This window comes from Thalassotalea agariperforans (assembly GCF_053470345.1).
This window is the reverse complement of sequence record NZ_JBQMWH010000003.1, coordinates 132,034-147,981: the sequence shown is the minus strand read 5'-3', so window position 1 is coordinate 147,981 and position 15,948 is coordinate 132,034. Positions and strand designations below refer to the sequence as shown.

At 37.4% G+C, this 15,948-nt stretch carries 15 protein-coding genes; 12 read left to right on the top strand and 3 right to left on the bottom strand.

The features are described from left to right. Window positions 1-13 precede the first annotated feature (13 nt). Window positions 14-721: a TcpQ domain-containing protein gene (locus ACSLUO_RS05975; protein WP_448247065.1), complete on the top strand. Its 708-nt coding sequence runs from the start codon at window positions 14-16 to the stop codon at window positions 719-721. 35 nt (window positions 722-756) lie between these two features. Here the strand turns inward: ACSLUO_RS05975 and glnE are convergent, their stop codons facing one another. Beyond that, window positions 757-3,609 carry a bifunctional [glutamate--ammonia ligase]-adenylyl-L-tyrosine phosphorylase/[glutamate--ammonia-ligase] adenylyltransferase gene (glnE, locus tag ACSLUO_RS05970; RefSeq protein WP_448247063.1) on the bottom strand — a complete coding sequence of 951 codons (2,853 nt, stop codon included), beginning with the start codon at window positions 3,607-3,609 and terminating at the stop codon, window positions 757-759. 182 nt (window positions 3,610-3,791) lie between these two features. Here glnE and ACSLUO_RS05965 point away from each other — a divergent pair, with 182 nt between their 5' ends. The 8 genes from ACSLUO_RS05965 (at window position 3,792) to ACSLUO_RS05930 (ending at window position 10,096) form a co-directional block, all read left to right on the top strand. After that, complete coding sequence (locus ACSLUO_RS05965) at window positions 3,792-4,748, top strand: hypothetical protein (RefSeq protein ID WP_448247061.1); 957 nt, start codon at window positions 3,792-3,794, stop codon at window positions 4,746-4,748. A gap of 21 nt (window positions 4,749-4,769) precedes the next feature. Beyond that, window positions 4,770-5,672 carry a DUF350 domain-containing protein gene (locus ACSLUO_RS05960; protein WP_448247059.1) on the top strand — a complete coding sequence of 301 codons (903 nt, stop codon included), beginning with the start codon at window positions 4,770-4,772 and terminating at the stop codon, window positions 5,670-5,672. Between the two features lie 47 nt (window positions 5,673-5,719). Then, window positions 5,720-7,441 (top strand): polyamine aminopropyltransferase, encoded by a 1,722-nt coding sequence (locus ACSLUO_RS05955; RefSeq protein WP_448247058.1) that lies wholly within the window; start codon window positions 5,720-5,722, stop codon window positions 7,439-7,441. Between the two features lie 126 nt (window positions 7,442-7,567). Beyond that, entirely contained in the window at window positions 7,568-7,981 is a 414-nt protein-coding gene (locus tag ACSLUO_RS05950) for a YjfI family protein (protein WP_448247056.1), read from the top strand. 16 nt (window positions 7,982-7,997) lie between these two features. After that, window positions 7,998-8,687, top strand: a complete 690-nt coding sequence (locus ACSLUO_RS05945) for a PspA/IM30 family protein (protein WP_448247054.1) — start codon at window positions 7,998-8,000, stop codon at window positions 8,685-8,687. 84 nt (window positions 8,688-8,771) lie between these two features. Next, the gene (locus tag ACSLUO_RS05940) at window positions 8,772-9,410 is read left to right on the top strand and encodes a hypothetical protein (RefSeq protein ID WP_448247052.1); all 639 of its coding nucleotides are present in this window, start codon (window positions 8,772-8,774) and stop codon (window positions 9,408-9,410) included. 2 nt (window positions 9,411-9,412) lie between these two features. Continuing rightward, the gene (locus tag ACSLUO_RS05935; protein WP_448247050.1) at window positions 9,413-9,736 is read left to right on the top strand and encodes a hypothetical protein; all 324 of its coding nucleotides are present in this window, start codon (window positions 9,413-9,415) and stop codon (window positions 9,734-9,736) included. A 99-nt stretch (window positions 9,737-9,835) separates the two neighbouring features. Beyond that, window positions 9,836-10,096 (top strand): Lpp/OprI family alanine-zipper lipoprotein, encoded by a 261-nt coding sequence (locus ACSLUO_RS05930; RefSeq protein ID WP_448247048.1) that lies wholly within the window; start codon window positions 9,836-9,838, stop codon window positions 10,094-10,096. A 50-nt stretch (window positions 10,097-10,146) separates the two neighbouring features. Here ACSLUO_RS05930 and ACSLUO_RS05925 read toward each other — a convergent pair whose 3' ends face one another. Both ACSLUO_RS05925 and ACSLUO_RS05920 read right to left on the bottom strand, forming a co-directional pair. Beyond that, on the bottom strand, window positions 10,147-11,028 hold the full coding sequence (locus ACSLUO_RS05925; protein ID WP_448247046.1) for a L,D-transpeptidase family protein: 882 nt from the start codon (window positions 11,026-11,028) through the stop codon (window positions 10,147-10,149). Then, a complete protein-coding gene (locus ACSLUO_RS05920; RefSeq protein ID WP_448247045.1) occupies window positions 11,028-12,542 on the bottom strand; it encodes a CYTH and CHAD domain-containing protein in 1,515 nt (504 codons plus the stop codon). The genes ACSLUO_RS05925 and ACSLUO_RS05920 overlap by 1 nt, the downstream gene beginning before the upstream one ends. 183 nt (window positions 12,543-12,725) lie before the next feature. Between ACSLUO_RS05920 and ACSLUO_RS05915 the strand changes: the two genes are divergently transcribed. Genes ACSLUO_RS05915 through ACSLUO_RS05905 form a run of 3 tightly spaced genes read left to right on the top strand, consistent with a single transcriptional unit; the run spans window position 12,726 to window position 15,948 of the window. Beyond that, a complete protein-coding gene (locus ACSLUO_RS05915; RefSeq protein ID WP_448247043.1) occupies window positions 12,726-13,316 on the top strand; it encodes a TIGR04211 family SH3 domain-containing protein in 591 nt (196 codons plus the stop codon). Between the two features lie 26 nt (window positions 13,317-13,342). Further along, window positions 13,343-14,845 carry a capsule assembly Wzi family protein gene (locus tag ACSLUO_RS05910; protein ID WP_448247042.1) on the top strand — a complete coding sequence of 501 codons (1,503 nt, stop codon included), beginning with the start codon at window positions 13,343-13,345 and terminating at the stop codon, window positions 14,843-14,845. 14 nt (window positions 14,846-14,859) lie between these two features. Beyond that, entirely contained in the window at window positions 14,860-15,948 is a 1,089-nt protein-coding gene (locus ACSLUO_RS05905) for a glycosyltransferase family 4 protein (RefSeq protein WP_448247040.1), read from the top strand.

The following is a 15,948-nucleotide window of genomic DNA, read 5'->3' as shown; positions in this document are numbered from 1 at the left end:
GGATTTATTTAATATGGGTTTTTGGATACGCAATTTAATTTTTGGCGTTATTTTAGCTGCTGCCGCATATATTCTACTTGCCAACCAAGAGTTACTGGTTGATATCATTGAGCTATTTGAAAGTGATGAAAAAGAAGTTGCAGAAACAATAGTAGTATCTGAAAGTACGAGTTCTGAAGATGTAACAGGATTAGCTTCAACACCTGCTCCCAAAAAAATAGTTAAAAACTCAGGCAACGCAGCAGCTGAAGGCTTATCACGCTTTTACGCTAGCATTAACCCAAGTTTTAATGAAAAAGGCCCACGTATTCGTGAAAACATTGTTTATTTACCGGATCCCAAAGGCAACTTAAGTGAGATCTTAGAAGCGCGAAAAAAAGTCACTCGCCCACTACGTAAAAATTGGCGAGGTAACCGCGAAGCAAGGCCTTTTAGAGTTGGTGAAACCTTGTATCAAAAGCTATCGGAATATGGCCAAGAGCAAGGTGTCGAAGTAATGTGGTGGCTTAATCGTGACTTTTTAGTAAAAGACCCCTTTCGCATTGATAAAGATATTGTAAAAACTGCATTTCAAGTAGGTAAAGCGATTGAAGGCCACTTTGAACAGGGTGTCGATATTTATTTTTGTTATAAACATCGAACCCTAGTGTTGATTGCAGAGCCCAATAGCTACTTAACGGCTGAGTGTACTCACTTATCTAATCAACAATCTACTTGGTAAAAATAATTTATTAAAATTTCCGAATCCATTGTAAATTAAGCTAAATATTTATTCACGATTTGGCTTATTGATTGAGTTTGTTCAGCAAATAATTCAGGCTCACTTTGATTCGGCTGGTTTTGTAAACTTAAGCGATGGCCAAAATCTCGCAACTGACAATAAGTCGCAATTAATTGCTCGGCCTCTTCTGGTGTAATTAACTGATATTTTGCCAATAATTCAAAAATTCGCACATTATCTGAATATTCAGTAATGTCAGGGAGTTGATGACTATTATTTAACACTAAATACTGCGCTAAAAACTCAATATCCACCAAACCTCCTTGGCCTTGTTTAACATCAAAAATAAGTTCGCTAGATTTATCTAAATGGCTGCGCATTTTAGCTCGCATATCAACAACAGCAGTTTTAAGTTCGTCGGTATTACGAGGTAAAGATAAAATCATTTGACGAATATGATTAAATTTATTTACTAAATCCAAACTGCCATAAATAGCACGAGCTCTAACTAACGCTTGGTGTTCCCATATCCATGCTTCTACTTGTTGGTATTTAGCAAAGTTATCAATATTCACCATTAATAAGCCTGAATTTCCCGATGGCCTTAAACGTAGATCCAGTTCATATAAAATACCGCTCGCCATGCGGGTATTAAAAATAAGCATCATTTTTTGCGCTAACTTAATATAAAAATGTGACGCCGTCAGCGGTTTATTGCCCGAGGTTTTATCATCTAGTTCACTATTGTGAATAAAAACCAAATCAAGATCAGAGCTATAACCCAGCTCGAGCCCCCCCATTTTACCATAACCTATCACTAACAAACCTTTATCATTGGTTGTTAACAAGCTATTAGGTACACCATGTTTTAGTGTTAATTGTCGCCAAGCAATATTAATCACTTCTGCCAAAATAGCTTCCGCTAAAGCCGTTAAGTGATCACTTACTTTCATGATCGGTAATACACCTGAAATATCGGCCGCCGCTATCCGTAATTGCTGCGCTTGCTTAAATTGTCGCAAAATATTCATTTGTGCTTCTAAGTCATCTTCAGGAATTCGCAGCATCACTTGTTGCAAATCAGAAGCGTAATGGCTTAACGCTGGCGGGTTATGCAGTAATTGTGGGTCAATCAATTCGTCCAACAAAATGGGGTGGTTAGCAATTTGCTCCGCTACCCAATTACTCGCACTACATAATTTAATTAAATGTTTAAGCGCGCCCTCATTTTCAAATAATAATTCCAAATAAGCCGTACGGGTAATAATACACTTTAAAATATGACTAACCCGCTCAAAAACCGTGATTGACGCTTTGTTTTGTTGTAAATGCCATAACAGTAGAGGTAATAACTTATCAAGTACCTGCCGCCCACGAAGACCAATTGCTCGCTTATTAATGTCATCAGTGAATTGCTTAAGCAATTGCCATACTTCCGTGCCCGACCAAAATGGCGCATATTCTTCAATATATTCAATCGACTCTTCGGCACTCCAATCACTTAACAATAAGGTTTGCCAATGCTCGTCATGCGCTTGATGATTAGGCGATTCTTCGCCAATCATTTCACTAAATGCTTGATGAACCGCCTGCATATGTTGATTAACATCAACTAAAAAATCAGACCAGCTTTGATAAGCTAAAATTGTTATTAGTCGTGCTTGATTGAGTTCATCATCCGGTAAAGTTTGGGTTTGTTGATCCGCGAAGGCTTGAATAATATTTTCAACACGTCTTAAAAAACAATAAGCATTTTCTAACGTTTTATAGCTTTCGTGTTCTATTTCTCCGTGTTCGAATAACAGGGGTAAAACCGTTAATAAATTACGCTGCTGTAATTTAGGCTCTCTGCCACCACGAATTAATTGGAATACTTGGACAATAAATTCAACTTCCCTAATTCCACCCGCGCCTAACTTTATATTATTGATTAAATGTTTACGCCGAACTTCTTGTGCAATCATGCGTTTCATTTTTCGTAAACTTTCAATCACACTAAAGTCGATATATCGACGATAAACAAAAGGTTTAATTAGTTGTTCTAATGTTTGATGATAAGGGCTATCACCGATTAAACGCGCCTTTAACATGGCATAACGTTCCCAATCTCGGCCCTGCTCTTGGTAATAACTTTCAAGTGCGCTGAAACTCATCACTAACGGGCCACTTTCTCCAAACGGCCGTAAACGCATATCAACCCGATAAACAAAACCATGCTCGGTGACTTGATGCAATGCTGTAATTAACTTTTGTCCTAAGCGAATAAAAAACTGTTGGTTATCTAAAGCACGTCTTGCGCCTACCGTTTCACCGCCAGCTGGATAACTAAAAATCAAATCAATGTCAGACGAAAAGTTAAGTTCTTTACCGCCAAGTTTTCCCATAGCAAATACTAATAAGGTTTGTCGATTACCCTGCTTATCTTGCGGTATCCCCCATTGTTTTTGGCATAAGTTAGTTAACCACTCTTGGGCGGCAATAATTAACGCCTCCGCCAGTTCAGATAATGCCGATAACGATCTTTTTAACGGTAATTGGCCAAGCATATCACCAACGGCAATCCGCACCATTTCTTGACAACGATAAAGGCGCAATATTTTGTGAAGCTCACTTTCTCTTTCGCATGTTTTAAGCTTGTTACGCAACGCGCTTAAATAATCAATATCAGCTTTAGGAAAAAGCGTTTCAGCTTGAAATAATGGAATAATGTCAGCGGCAGCGCGTTCAATACTTTGATAAACAAAATCACTTAAACTGAGCGCTTGTTTTAATAAAGCGGTTTGTTCATCGGTTAAGGTAGCGAGTTCTGCTTGATGACAAGCAACTAATTGCTGCCACCTTGTTAATTGCATAGTTAATAAAAGATCATTTTCAATAAGCACAGCCACTATGTTTCCTTAACTAGTATTCAAAGCGTAACGCCCTCTACTGTAGAGCCTTATTTTATATACAGCAAGCACAAAACGTTACAAACTAATTTCCCTTAGAACAAACAAACCATTAGACATATTATGTCTCAAATGTTACATATATCGATCTCTATTAGAATTTATGGAAATAGGATCACGGAATGCCATTTTCTCGGATATTGTTTTTTGCCTTGACCATGTTATTAAGCGCATGTTCAGACCCTGTCAAAGAACAAATCACTCAACAGATTCCCATTACTGAACAACGTATAAATGCCTTAAGCCAAGCGCTAGAAAATGGCACCGTTCGTAATGCAAATTTAATTAAACAATATGCTACTAAGGTCTTACAACTGAAACCTGAATTAGCACCATTAATTAATGAATTTAAAAAAGATGCGACCCCACAAGGGCCAATGTTTTTAGCTTTAGTTGATCGACTAAATACCATAAAAACCAATCCGCAAATGTTCACTTCCAGCCAAGCATTATACGAAGAGACCTTAAACTTATATCAAGCAGCTGATCCGGTATTATATTCAGATGCATTAAGTGATCCGTTAAATGTTTTAGCCGATATGTCAGATGGTCAATTACCGAGAGTAAATGCCTTATCCAAAAGCCAAAGTATGCAAGCGAACAAAGCACAAGATTTTGGTGTTGGTGAACAGCTGATTGGCAACCCAAGTTATGGCAGTTGGCAAACTGATAGTAGTGGCATGTCGTTTTGGGCATGGTATGGCATGTATTCTATGATGGGCGATTTATTTGGCTCTCGCCGTCACTCATACAGTAGTTGGGGGCAAAACAGAAATTACAGTTATTATAATGACTATGGCCGCACCCGTTACAGCTCCCCTTCACAATTAAAAAAACAAACAGACCTTGATACTCGCACGCGTAAATCATTCGCGCAAAGAGGGCAAAAATTTACCAGTGCTTACGATAAAAATCGCGCCGGAGCTTCTGGTATTTCAAGTAAAAGTAAACAAGCCCAAAGCAGTTTAAATAAATTTAGAAGCACTTCGACCAATAAAAGTAGCTACAGTAAATCAAGTAGCTCAAGTTTCAGAAACAGTAGTACCACAACATCTCGCGGTTTTTCTCGTGGTAAATAAGCAGAATTTTAGGAAGAAAAGATGAATAACATAATAGAAATGACCGGACTGACCCAAGACTTACTCATTTATTTAATCATTGATGTAACCATTGCCATTATTTTATTAGGTGCAATGCGATTTATTTCAGGGTTATCTGCCAACGTAAATACCACCGACGAACTATCAAAAGAAGACAACTTTGCTTTTGGTATTAGTGTTGCGGGCAGCATTGCTGCCTTAGGCATAGTATTAACTGGGGCGATCACCGGTGAAAATGCCGAGAGCTACCTCATGGAAGCCATTGGCATGTCAGCTTATGGCATATTTGGTTTAATACTGATAAAAATTGGCCGTATTATTCATGATCGTGTAGCGCTACAAAAATTAGATAAAACCGCACAAATTAAGGCAAAAAACCTAACGGTGGGTATTGTTGATGCCGCCGGTGTTATTGCCACTGCCATAGTGATCCGCGCAGTTTTACTTTGGGTGCATGGTTTAACCGTAAGTACCTTTATCGCTATTATTAGCGGGTTTTTGGTTGCTCAAACTATGTTGGTTATTGTTACTCGTATTAAAGAGCGTCAATATGCCAAATATAATCAAGACGATTGTTTACAAGAAGCCTTTGAAAATGGTCAAGTTGCATTAGCATTACGTTATGCTGGCCAAGTGATCAGCACAGCTTTAGCGATCACCGCTGCTAGCCACTTTTTTACCTACAGCCCAGAAACCTTAGTTAATAACTTATTAGGTTGGTTATTATTTGGTTTAGTGATGACTTTATTAGTGGCTTTATTAACCAACATTGCTAAACGCATTGTTTTATTCGGTATTAATTTAGTAGAAGAAGTTGATCAACAACACAACATTGGTGTTGCTGCTGTAGAAATGGCGATCAGCATTGCTATTGCGTTAATTTTAACAGCGTTAATGGCGTAATAAATGACTAAAGTTAATTACATTTTATTGAATAATTTTAGTTACTAATGAAAGCCGCTCGTCGATTATTACTAGACGATAGTTTATTGATCTTAACCATGGCCGTATTAGCCGGCTGTGGTTTGATTTATGAGTATTTACTTTCTCATTACGCTGGCCGAGTGCTGGGCGTAATGGAAAGTACGATATACACCATGATAGGTCTAATGATTGTCGCTATGGGCATGGGCGCATTTGCCGCACGTCATATCCGCTGCGCTTTTAATGGTTTTATTTGGTTAGAGCTGATCATTGCCTTATTAGGTACTAGCGCGATTTTATTGATCGGCGGATTAATCGCCATCACTCAGTTAATGCCACAAATGTTAGCGGAAACCTTTACGCTACCACCCGATGCACTACCTAAAGGTGGCATCTTCAAACAGTTAAGCTTTTTAGCTATTAATTCCCCCTACTTTTTTGGCTTTGCTTTAGGCTTTTTTATTGGTATGGAAATTCCTTTAATTGCCAGAGTACGTGAAATTCTCCACAAAAAACATTTAGAAAATAATTTAGGTACTATGTACGGTGCTGACTATATTGGTGCTGGTATCGGCGCAGCAATTTGGGTTATATTTTTACTCAGTATTGATATCAGTAAAGCATCCGCTATTACCGCAAGCTTTAATTTACTTATTGGTGGCGTATTTTTATATCGTTTTTGGCCACAATTAACATGGCGTAAAACCTTAGTCAGTTTACACTTGTTATTAGCTTTATTTATTGTCGTGATTTTTTATCAAGGTAATGCTTGGCTTAATCAAATGAGCAATATGTTGTATCTCGATAAAGTCGTTTACAGCGACAAAACCCGTTATCAACAGCTAACCTTTACCGAACGTAACATGGGTTCAAGCCATTCATCCGTGATCAACTTTTATTTAAATGGCCGCTTACAATTTTCTTCCAGTGATGAGTTTATTTACCACGATTATTTAGTCACCCCCGTACTTGCCGGCTCGGCACGCCAAGATAATATTTTAATTATCGGAGGTGGAGACGGCTTAGCATTAAGGGATGTACTTAAATGGCAGCCAAACAAAGTCACTTTAATTGATCTTGATGAGCAGTTGATTGAATTATTTAAGTATCCTGAAAACCAATTAGATCCCGATATTGCTAAACAAATTACCCTTTTGACCGAAAATAGCCTGTTAGACAAACGTGCTCATATTATTACCGCGGATGCTTTTCTAGCCATTGATGAACTATTAGCCAATGGTGAAGTGTTTGATGCCATTATTGTCGATTTACCCGATCCAAGCCATCCTGATCTCAATAAGTTATATTCGGTGAATTTTTATGCTCGCTTAAAACAACTTTTAGCAGGAGATGGCTTAATTGGCATTCAATCAACTAGCCCTTATCATGCCAAAGATGCTTTTATTGCTATTGCTAAGACTGTCGCAGCTGCTGATTTTAATGCCGTAGAGCAATACCATGACAATGTCCCTAGCTTTGGCGAATGGGGCTGGACCATTGCCAGTAAAATGGGCGCTAAGCCTTCAACACGCTTAGCTAATATTGAAAAATTACCGGTAACAGGCCATTGGCTAAATATTGATTTATTAAAAGCCGCTTTTATTTTTCCTGAAAACTTTTATAAACATGCCGCTCAGGTGCCAATAAACTATCTCGGTAGCCATGCAATATACCAATTGCATCAACAAGCATGGCGAGATCAACAAGGGCTAAATAATGCCTATTTGCAAATTAACAAAAATAATTAGTATTTAGTTGTTGACATATTATGTCTTAATGCTACATTTAACTCTGGTGACATAATATGTCACCTATAAAAATTAACGCGCGATTATCCGCCTTAATTTTTGCTACTTATCAACATGAGGAACAACATGAACATTCATAAGATAGCGGATCACTTAAACACACTTGCTGATAATTCAGACACAGGAATGGTTTTTGATTGCCAGCCAATTTCAGGCGAAGTAGACGTATTACAAATCTCGATCATTGGCCGTGAAGAATTACCGATATTTTTATCTGTAACCGATGATCAAATTCTTTGTATTACTTACCTTTGGGGTAAGGATGAAGTTAAGCCCGAATGTTTTGCTGCCATGCATGAAAGCATGCTAGAAATGAATATTCCAATGCCATTATCATCGTTTTCAAAAATTGGCGATAAATACGTAATTTTTGGCGCCTTAGCCATTAGCTCGTCATTTGATGATATTGAGCATGAGTTAACTGTACTAAACAACAATGCCATCGAAGTTATCGATGACATGAGTGAATACTTAATCTAATTTCAGGAGCTATTTTATGAGCATTTTTAAAAAAATTATGACGGCAATTCGTGGCGGTGCAACTGAAGTTGGTGAAGCTATTGTTGATGCCAACGCAACCCGTATTTTTGAACAAGAGATCCGTGATGCCGAAAATCATTTAACTCAAGCTAAACGTGACTTAACTGGTGTTATGGCACAGCAAATGGCAGCAAGTCGTGAAGTTGATCGCGTTAAACGTGAAATTGTTGAACACGAAGGCTACGCTGTCCAAGCTTTAGAAAAAGGTGATGAAACCTTAGCCTTAGCAGTCGCTGAAAAAATTGCCGCCTTAGAAAGCGAATTAACAACCCAGCAACAAGCGTTAGAAAGCTTTGAAGGTAACGCTAATCGTTTGAAAGAGTTAGTGAAAAAGAGTGAACGCCAAGTGGCAGAATACAAACGCCAGTTATCTATGGTAAAAACCACGGAAAGCGTGCAAAAAGCAACGTCTGCTATCACAGATAACTTTTCATCAAGTAACTCTAAGTTATTAAATGCAAAAGACTCGTTAGAGCGTATTAAAGCTAAACAACAAAAGTTTGATGATCGCATGAAAGCTGCTGAAGTATTAGAGTCTGAAAACTCAGATAACTCGTTAGAAGCAAAATTAAAAGAAGCAGGTATTGGTCAAGCGGATGCCAGTGCCAATTCAGTGTTAGAGCGCTTAAAAGCAAAACAAAAATAAGGTTTTGTTATTAAATAAGCGGTTACCAAGTCATTGGTAGCCGCTTATTGCGTTTAAGTACAACCCATTAAGAGTAACGTTACGATGAGCTTTCTAAAAAAAATATTTGGTGAAAAAAAAGAAATTCGCCAACTCAATTCCGTTAAAGATCTCACTACCGGTGATATTATTGTGTTAACCGACAGCTTTGCCTTACCTGCAAATCTGCGTCAACAACAATTTCAAGTAACCGCGGTTAATAGTTATGAATATGAGCGATTAACACAAACCGAGTGGGTATTAACCGGTGAAAACGCAGCGGAACTTTATCTAACCCTTGAAGAGGATGATAAAAGTTATTTAAAATTCTCTTTAAAGATTGAGCATGCAGACGTTGAAAGCTTATTTGATTTAGAGCAGTTTTCTGACATTTTTGAAGAAAATAACCAAGCGCAATTAACCCGACAAACAGACAACGATAAAACGCAAGGCTGGACAAGCGAGCTTTATCAACAACATGTGTTCGCCCAAGTCGGTTATTTTCATAAAAAAGACCATCGTAGTGAAACATTAAGTGCTTATGAAGGAAAAGAGGCTGGCGAGCAATTTGAGCTCTATACTTTATATGATCCCGCAGAAGATCGTGGTATTGATGTAGAAGTATGGTCTGACGGTGATACGGATGTATTCTTAACCTTATTTAGACCTCTAACCGACATTGTCGACATGTATCCAGGAAGTTAATTGTGGCAAGAAAAATCCCTGAGAAATGGCAATCATCCGTTACGGCCGCAAAAGCAACACAAATTGCTTTTGATATGGATGAAAAAATTCAAATGGCGATCCGACGAGAAGCACTCGAAGCCGGTATTAGCCCCTCAGACCAAATTCGTACCATTTTAGGATTAACAACAAATAAACGGCCAAAACGTCCAAGATTAACCGTGAGTTTATCACCTGATGACTATATTGAACTTGCCGAAAAATACCAGCTCTCGCCGGATCAACAATTAGAAATCAAAAAGAAACTGATGGAAGAGTTGATTAGTTATGTCATCGATAACGCTTAAGTTAAACAGTGTTAATATATCGTTAATATAAAACTCGACAGCTTTATCAATTTACTGCCATACTGTATTTGCATGAATACTTAAGGACAGGAATACAATATGTTAATTAAAAAAATAACTATCGCAGCTACGATCATTTTAATGGCGGGTTGTGCCAGCAATGAAGCATTAGAGCAACAGGTATCAACATTAAGCAATAAAGTTGATACTTTATCTAGCCAAGTTGCCGATCTTAAAAAGCAGCAAAGCGCTGCCAACAAGTCAGTTGAAGCTGCAAAAAACGCAGCTGAAAAAGCAAAAATGTTAGCAGAAGATGCTAATAGCAAAGTTGACAATATGGTTGCTAGCTATAAAAAATAGCCAACATTGGCTGTAAAATTTACTTGTTATAAAACCGCTTTATTGCGGTTTTATTTTATCTGTACCACTAAGCCTGATGCTTGATTGATTAGCTCAGTTAACGCCGATTCAGATAAATCTTCACCGACAAAATGACGAAGCTGCTGCAATGATTTTTGATATAACTGGCTATTGGTATCACTTAACGGCTGATGGATTTCAAGATGCTTTTGCTGGCCACCTTCATATGACATTTTTATTGGCTGATCAATAATAGTAACGGCAGTTTTTACCGGCACATGATTAAATAGCCATTCAATATCCGCATCAAACATCCGAATACAGCCTGAACTTGCCCGCATACCAATGCCAAACCGTTGATTAGTGCCATGAATTAAATATTCGCTAGTACCCAGTCTTAATGCGTATTTACCAAAAGGATTATTCTCTCCTGGGGGCACAACATCCGCTAAAGGTTTACCATGTTGCTGCAAATAACGCGCTTTCATTTCAGCCGTTGGCCGCCAAACAGGATCTTTACGTTTATCACTAATAAAGCTCACCGTGCTTGGTGTTTTTAATCCTTCCCGACCAATACCCACCGGAAAAACATGCACAACATTTTGCTCTGGCTCAAAATAATACAAACGTAATTCCGCTAAATTAATAACAATGCCATGATGTTTAATAAAGGGCAAAATCAATCTTGTAGGAATAACAAGTTCGGTATTAGGTGCAGGTAAAAAAGGATCAACATTAGGATTTGCAGCCATTAACGCTAAAAATCCTACATTAAAATCTTCAGCAACTTGCTGAAAATAATCGCCCTTTTGTACTTGATAATAGGTATTTTCACCAATAACTCTTAAGCCATTATCAGGTAAAACATACTCTTTGGCTGAACTGGAAAAAAAACAGCAAACTAATAAAGCACCAAAAAAAAGTTTGTTCATTAACTTCGCCAATAAGGAGGAACCACTAACGCCATTTGCCGAGAAGCATCTAACGCTGTTAATAAGTTTTCTATTTTACATTCCAACCAGTTAACTAACTTCTCAGGTTGATCTTCAACCGCTTGTAATTGTAATAATTGCTGCTTAAGCATACATAAGGTTTCTAACTCAGTGATGCCATGCATAATGTCAAGCCAAGGAGCACGATAATCAGCGCGTGCTTTGTCATCAAACAATTGGCCGCACCAACTTCCTGTTAACAAGCTGCGGTTTAAAATACGTTTATAGGATAAATACTGCTCGGCACTGATCGAACTTTCAAAAGAAATATCATCAGCTAATGCATTTAAGCTTTTTTCTAAAGCACTGGCACAAAAACTAAAAATAGACTGATTGTGTTCGCTTGTTGCTTTTAAGCCTTTTTCACCAGCTAAAATCATTTGCAAAACAGAAAGTTGTAATTGATTAAAACGGCTCGACATTAACATTTCTAACACTTGCTCTGTCGATGGAAAGCGGCGTTCTTCAAGTTTAAGTTGTTTAACTAATTTTTGGCTATATTCTATTTTTTTTCGAAAAGCACTCTGCTTAGTAATAATATCATGCAGATTTTTTGCGTTATTTTGCCAAGCTAATAGCTTTAAAAAATGCGAAAGTTCTTTACGGATTGCTAAATGCTCATCAGAAATCAAATCATCAAATAACCAAAAGGCATGGCGCATTAATAACAATGCATGATTTATTTGACTCAATAACGATAACGACGGCTGATTAAAATAGCGATCAATCACTTTTTGTAAATGTGACAAACTAAACGTCAAACCATTAATTAAAGCACTTTCACAAGTATCAAAATCCGAGAGAGGAATAAAAGGAAATTCCGCTATCTCTTGCTCATCACTCTGGTTATGCCATAACTGATAACCACGCGCAGCTTTACTTTTAGTACCTGGACGCATTAATAAAACATTTGATAGTTGCTGCGCTAACGAAAAAATCGCCGCTTCTTCACCTGAGAGCAACTCAAGTTCAATTTCACAAATTGGTAACTCTCGACCTGATGAGCTAACACTGCCAACATCAAAGGCTAATTCAATGACACTTTTTTCATACGTTATCGTCCAAGTATGGCGCACAAAATCAGTAGAAAACAGCACAATAAGATCATCCTGCCATTGTGCTAAGTTGGTATTTTTTGGCCAAATTTCATCAGGAAACAAGGACAAATCAGGAAAGTTATCGGTAATATCAATATTATATTCGGGGCGTTTATGCAGGCCACCAATGGTCTGCCCTGCTGTTTTAATAGTTTGCTCACGTTGTTCATTTTTACTTCTAACACGTAAACCAAAATCATGTTTTCGAAAAGAAAGTGCTTTAGTATCAAAGTAACAGTTGGTTAGCGTATTATTAGCAACCGTATAGTGATATTTTTTTTCATCTAATAAGTTGTTAATGCGCTCTACAACCTGTTCATTAACCACTAAATATTTTAATTCTATTTCGGTTTCCATAATTTCCTGAATATTTAAAAATAATCTGTTTAGCCGAGTAAATTTATCACAACCTTACCACAAAACACTTTCTAGACTCATTTCTTTTATTTATTAAAGAATATTACAAAGTTATGCTTGCGATAGGTATCTCAAACACCTACTATTTTAGTTTTATTGTTCAAACTTCATATTGGTTAATAAATGCGCTTATTTAAAGATTTCCTTGCCTTTTCTGTTTTACTATTTTCTTTTTCATCTATTGCTCAAGACGAAACCACCACTAACGCCTATATTAGCGATGACTTATTTATTTATATGCTGGCAGGTGCTGGGAAAAATTACCGTATTTTAGGAACAATTCAAGCGGGTAGTGAAATTCAAATAACCGGTGAAGAAGCCAATGGCTACAGCCAAATTATTGCGCCAAACGGCAAAACCACTTGGATTGAAAGTCAATACATCAGCCAAAATCCAAGTTTACGTAATGTCATTGCCGAATTAAATACCAAGTTAGCACAATACAGTGAAAGTGAGCTAAGTAACCAAACAACGATAGCGAATGCCAACGACACAATTGCTTTACTAACGTCAAAAAATGAAGAGCTCACTAAAGAAATTGCAAATTTGAATAACGAATTAACTAGTGTCAAAAGTAAACTCAAACATCAAGATCAAGAAATCCTAACGCAGTGGTTTTTTAATGGTGCCATAGTGCTAGGTATTGGGTTATTATTAGGCGGCCTGTTACCGCGCCTGATCGGCAGAAAACGCAAACCTGCCTCTTGGACTTAAACCTAGCAAGCTGATAAAGAAATAAAATGTTTAAAATAAAAGTTTTTCTTTTCTTCGTGCTATCTTATGTAAACATAGCTAGTGCCGAGCCCTTTATTAATACGGCGGACCTTTCTCTTAAAGCTAGTATTAATCACTTAGCCAATGCTGGCCATATCAATACCCCGATCAACACTTACCCTTTAATGTGGGTTGATATTCATACGGCATTAAAAAAAATAGATCTCACTCGATTAAATAATAGCGAAAAACAAAGTTATTTTTATATTAACGATGCTTTTTACAAAGCACGTCGAAAAAACCTTACGCTGGCGGCTAACACTTCAACTGCCGCCAAACGTTTTACCAGTTTTGGTGACGACTTTCGTAACAAAAATAACATCACGTTATCCGCGAGTAGCGTGTCTGATTATATCGCCTACAAATTATCGCCTTCAATTACCTCTTCAAGCCTTGAAGGTGACAATATTCAATTTAATGACAGCTACGTTGCTTTACGACTAGGTAATTGGAATTTATCTCTGGGGACGCAAGATCGCTGGTGGGGACCTGGTTGGGACAGTAATATCGGGTTAACCAATAATGCACGGCCTATCTTATCTGCTGCGATTACCCGTAATGTCGCTATCCCTTTTACTGTGCCTTTTACCAATAATTATCAAGTGCCATGGAATGTCACCACCTTTATGGGAAAAATGGAAGCAGACCGACACATACCTAATACCTTACTTTGGGGCTTTCGCCTAAGCTTTATCCCGATTGAAAACTTAGAAGTATCAATTATTCGCCTAGCGCAATGGGGGGGAGATAATCGTTCAAAAAGCTTAAGTACTTTTATCGACTTATTTTTAGGTAAAGATAATTGCGATGTTGGTGGTTTAGATTGTGGTGTTAATAAAGAAAATGAACCCGGTAATCAACAAGCGGGTTTTGATTTTCGTTATTCCTTTAATTTCCAAAACGCACCGATGAGTTTTTATGGCCAATATTTTGGTGAAGATGGTAATGCAGATAACGGCTTAAACTTTATCACTAAACCAGCTGTTCAATTAGGGCTTGATGGACAAGCAAGCTTATTTAATCAACCATTAACTTGGTTTGCCGAATATAATGGCACTTATGAAATTTGCGGTAAAGAAAAGGTTATCGGTGATTGTTTTTTCGAACATCATATTTACCAAACCGGCATGCGCTATAAAAACCGTAATATAGGCCATTTATATGATAATGACGCTGAATCAATCGTCTTAGGTATGATCGGGCAAACTGAAAGCGGCATCAAGTGGGATACACGGTTACGGTTCGTTGAATTAAATAAAGATAATTCAGACAGTTTCCCTAACGATGACAACAAAGGCAATACAGTGACAAAAATAGCTGAAGATTTAATCATGCTATCAGGTAACATTGCTAAAAAAATCAATAATATTACTTACAAAATAGGTACTGAGTTAAGTCAATCAAGTTTTATTAGTCAAGATACGCAATATGACGCCAACATCTCTTTTGGCATAAATTACCAGCTTTAAAAAAGTAAATCCTTATGAATATATTAGTAGTTCCAGACATTGGTCGTTCATATAACAGCGTTAGACCAGAAGCCGAAGTTTATATCGGTTTAGCTAAACTTGGCCATAACATCACCATCATGACTGACCTCAATAGCGCCTATGTTAAGCATTATCAAGATGCGGGCATAGAAGTTATTCATTTGCCAATGGATAAAAAGCTTTCATTAAATTATATAAAAAAAATACGCCAGCAAATTTTCACTAAAAACATTGATATTGTCTACGCCACTAAATCTAAAACAATACCTAATGCAGCTTTCGCTTGCATAGGTACCAAAGCCAAAATGATCGCCTATCGCGGCACAACTGGCGGGCTTCATAGAAGTGATTTAAGTAATTATATCACCACATTACATCCAAGGATTGATGGTGTTATCTGTGTTGCTAAAGGGGTAGAAGACAGCGTTAAAAGCAAAGTAAAAAAATCGATTCACCCGTTTGTGCAAACGATTTATAAAGGCCATGACTTCTCATGGTATCAAGAACCTACAACCGATTTAACAACCATAAATTCAGATGAAAAATACTTTAATGTCATGTGTGTTGGCGCACTTAGAGGGCATAAAGGAACAAAAAATGTTATTGATGCCATGGCACTGTTATCCGATTTAAACGACTTAAGGTTGTTATTAGTTGGTAATAATATGGAAAAAGAACCTTTTAATAGCTTAATTGAAAACAGTCCTGCCAAAAATTTGATTATTCGAACCGGTTTTCGTAACGACGTTCCGCAATTAGCAAAAGCCGCTGACTTTACCTTGTTACCTTCAACACGAAAAGAGGGGCTACCTCGAACAATATTAGAGTCATTGTCAAATGGAACCCCAGTGATCACATCAAATATAGAGGGGTCTTTAGAAATAATCACAGATGGTGAAAATGGTTTGGTTTACCCTGCAGATGATATTCAAGCACTTGCTAATACTATCCGTAAAGTTTATGAAAATAGAGAGTTGGCAATTCAGTTAAGAAAAAATGCCAAGAACATAATCGACGATAAATTTTCACACCAACAAACCATTAAAAATTACGAAAAATACTTTCTCTCTTTATTATCGTAA

What these genes read in the sequence shown, in the direction of transcription:
- ACSLUO_RS05975 (WP_448247065.1), top strand. Translation starts at nt 14, where the DNA reads ATGGGTTTTTGGATACGCAATTTAATTTTTGGCGTTATTTTAGCTGCT.
- ACSLUO_RS05925 (WP_448247046.1), bottom strand. Translation starts at nt 11,028, where the DNA reads ATGAACAAACTTTTTTTTGGTGCTTTATTAGTTTGCTGTTTTTTTTCC.
- ACSLUO_RS05920 (WP_448247045.1), bottom strand. Translation starts at nt 12,542, where the DNA reads ATGGAAACCGAAATAGAATTAAAATATTTAGTGGTTAATGAACAGGTT.
- ACSLUO_RS05965 (WP_448247061.1), top strand. Translation starts at nt 3,792, where the DNA reads ATGCCATTTTCTCGGATATTGTTTTTTGCCTTGACCATGTTATTAAGC.
- ACSLUO_RS05950 (WP_448247056.1), top strand. Translation starts at nt 7,568, where the DNA reads ATGAACATTCATAAGATAGCGGATCACTTAAACACACTTGCTGATAAT.
- ACSLUO_RS05940 (WP_448247052.1), top strand. Translation starts at nt 8,772, where the DNA reads ATGAGCTTTCTAAAAAAAATATTTGGTGAAAAAAAAGAAATTCGCCAA.
- ACSLUO_RS05915 (WP_448247043.1), top strand. Translation starts at nt 12,726, where the DNA reads ATGCGCTTATTTAAAGATTTCCTTGCCTTTTCTGTTTTACTATTTTCT.
- ACSLUO_RS05960 (WP_448247059.1), top strand. Translation starts at nt 4,770, where the DNA reads ATGAATAACATAATAGAAATGACCGGACTGACCCAAGACTTACTCATT.
- ACSLUO_RS05910 (WP_448247042.1), top strand. Translation starts at nt 13,343, where the DNA reads ATGTTTAAAATAAAAGTTTTTCTTTTCTTCGTGCTATCTTATGTAAAC.
- ACSLUO_RS05905 (WP_448247040.1), top strand. Translation starts at nt 14,860, where the DNA reads ATGAATATATTAGTAGTTCCAGACATTGGTCGTTCATATAACAGCGTT.
- ACSLUO_RS05930 (WP_448247048.1), top strand. Translation starts at nt 9,836, where the DNA reads ATGTTAATTAAAAAAATAACTATCGCAGCTACGATCATTTTAATGGCG.
- ACSLUO_RS05945 (WP_448247054.1), top strand. Translation starts at nt 7,998, where the DNA reads ATGAGCATTTTTAAAAAAATTATGACGGCAATTCGTGGCGGTGCAACT.
- ACSLUO_RS05955 (WP_448247058.1), top strand. Translation starts at nt 5,720, where the DNA reads ATGAAAGCCGCTCGTCGATTATTACTAGACGATAGTTTATTGATCTTA.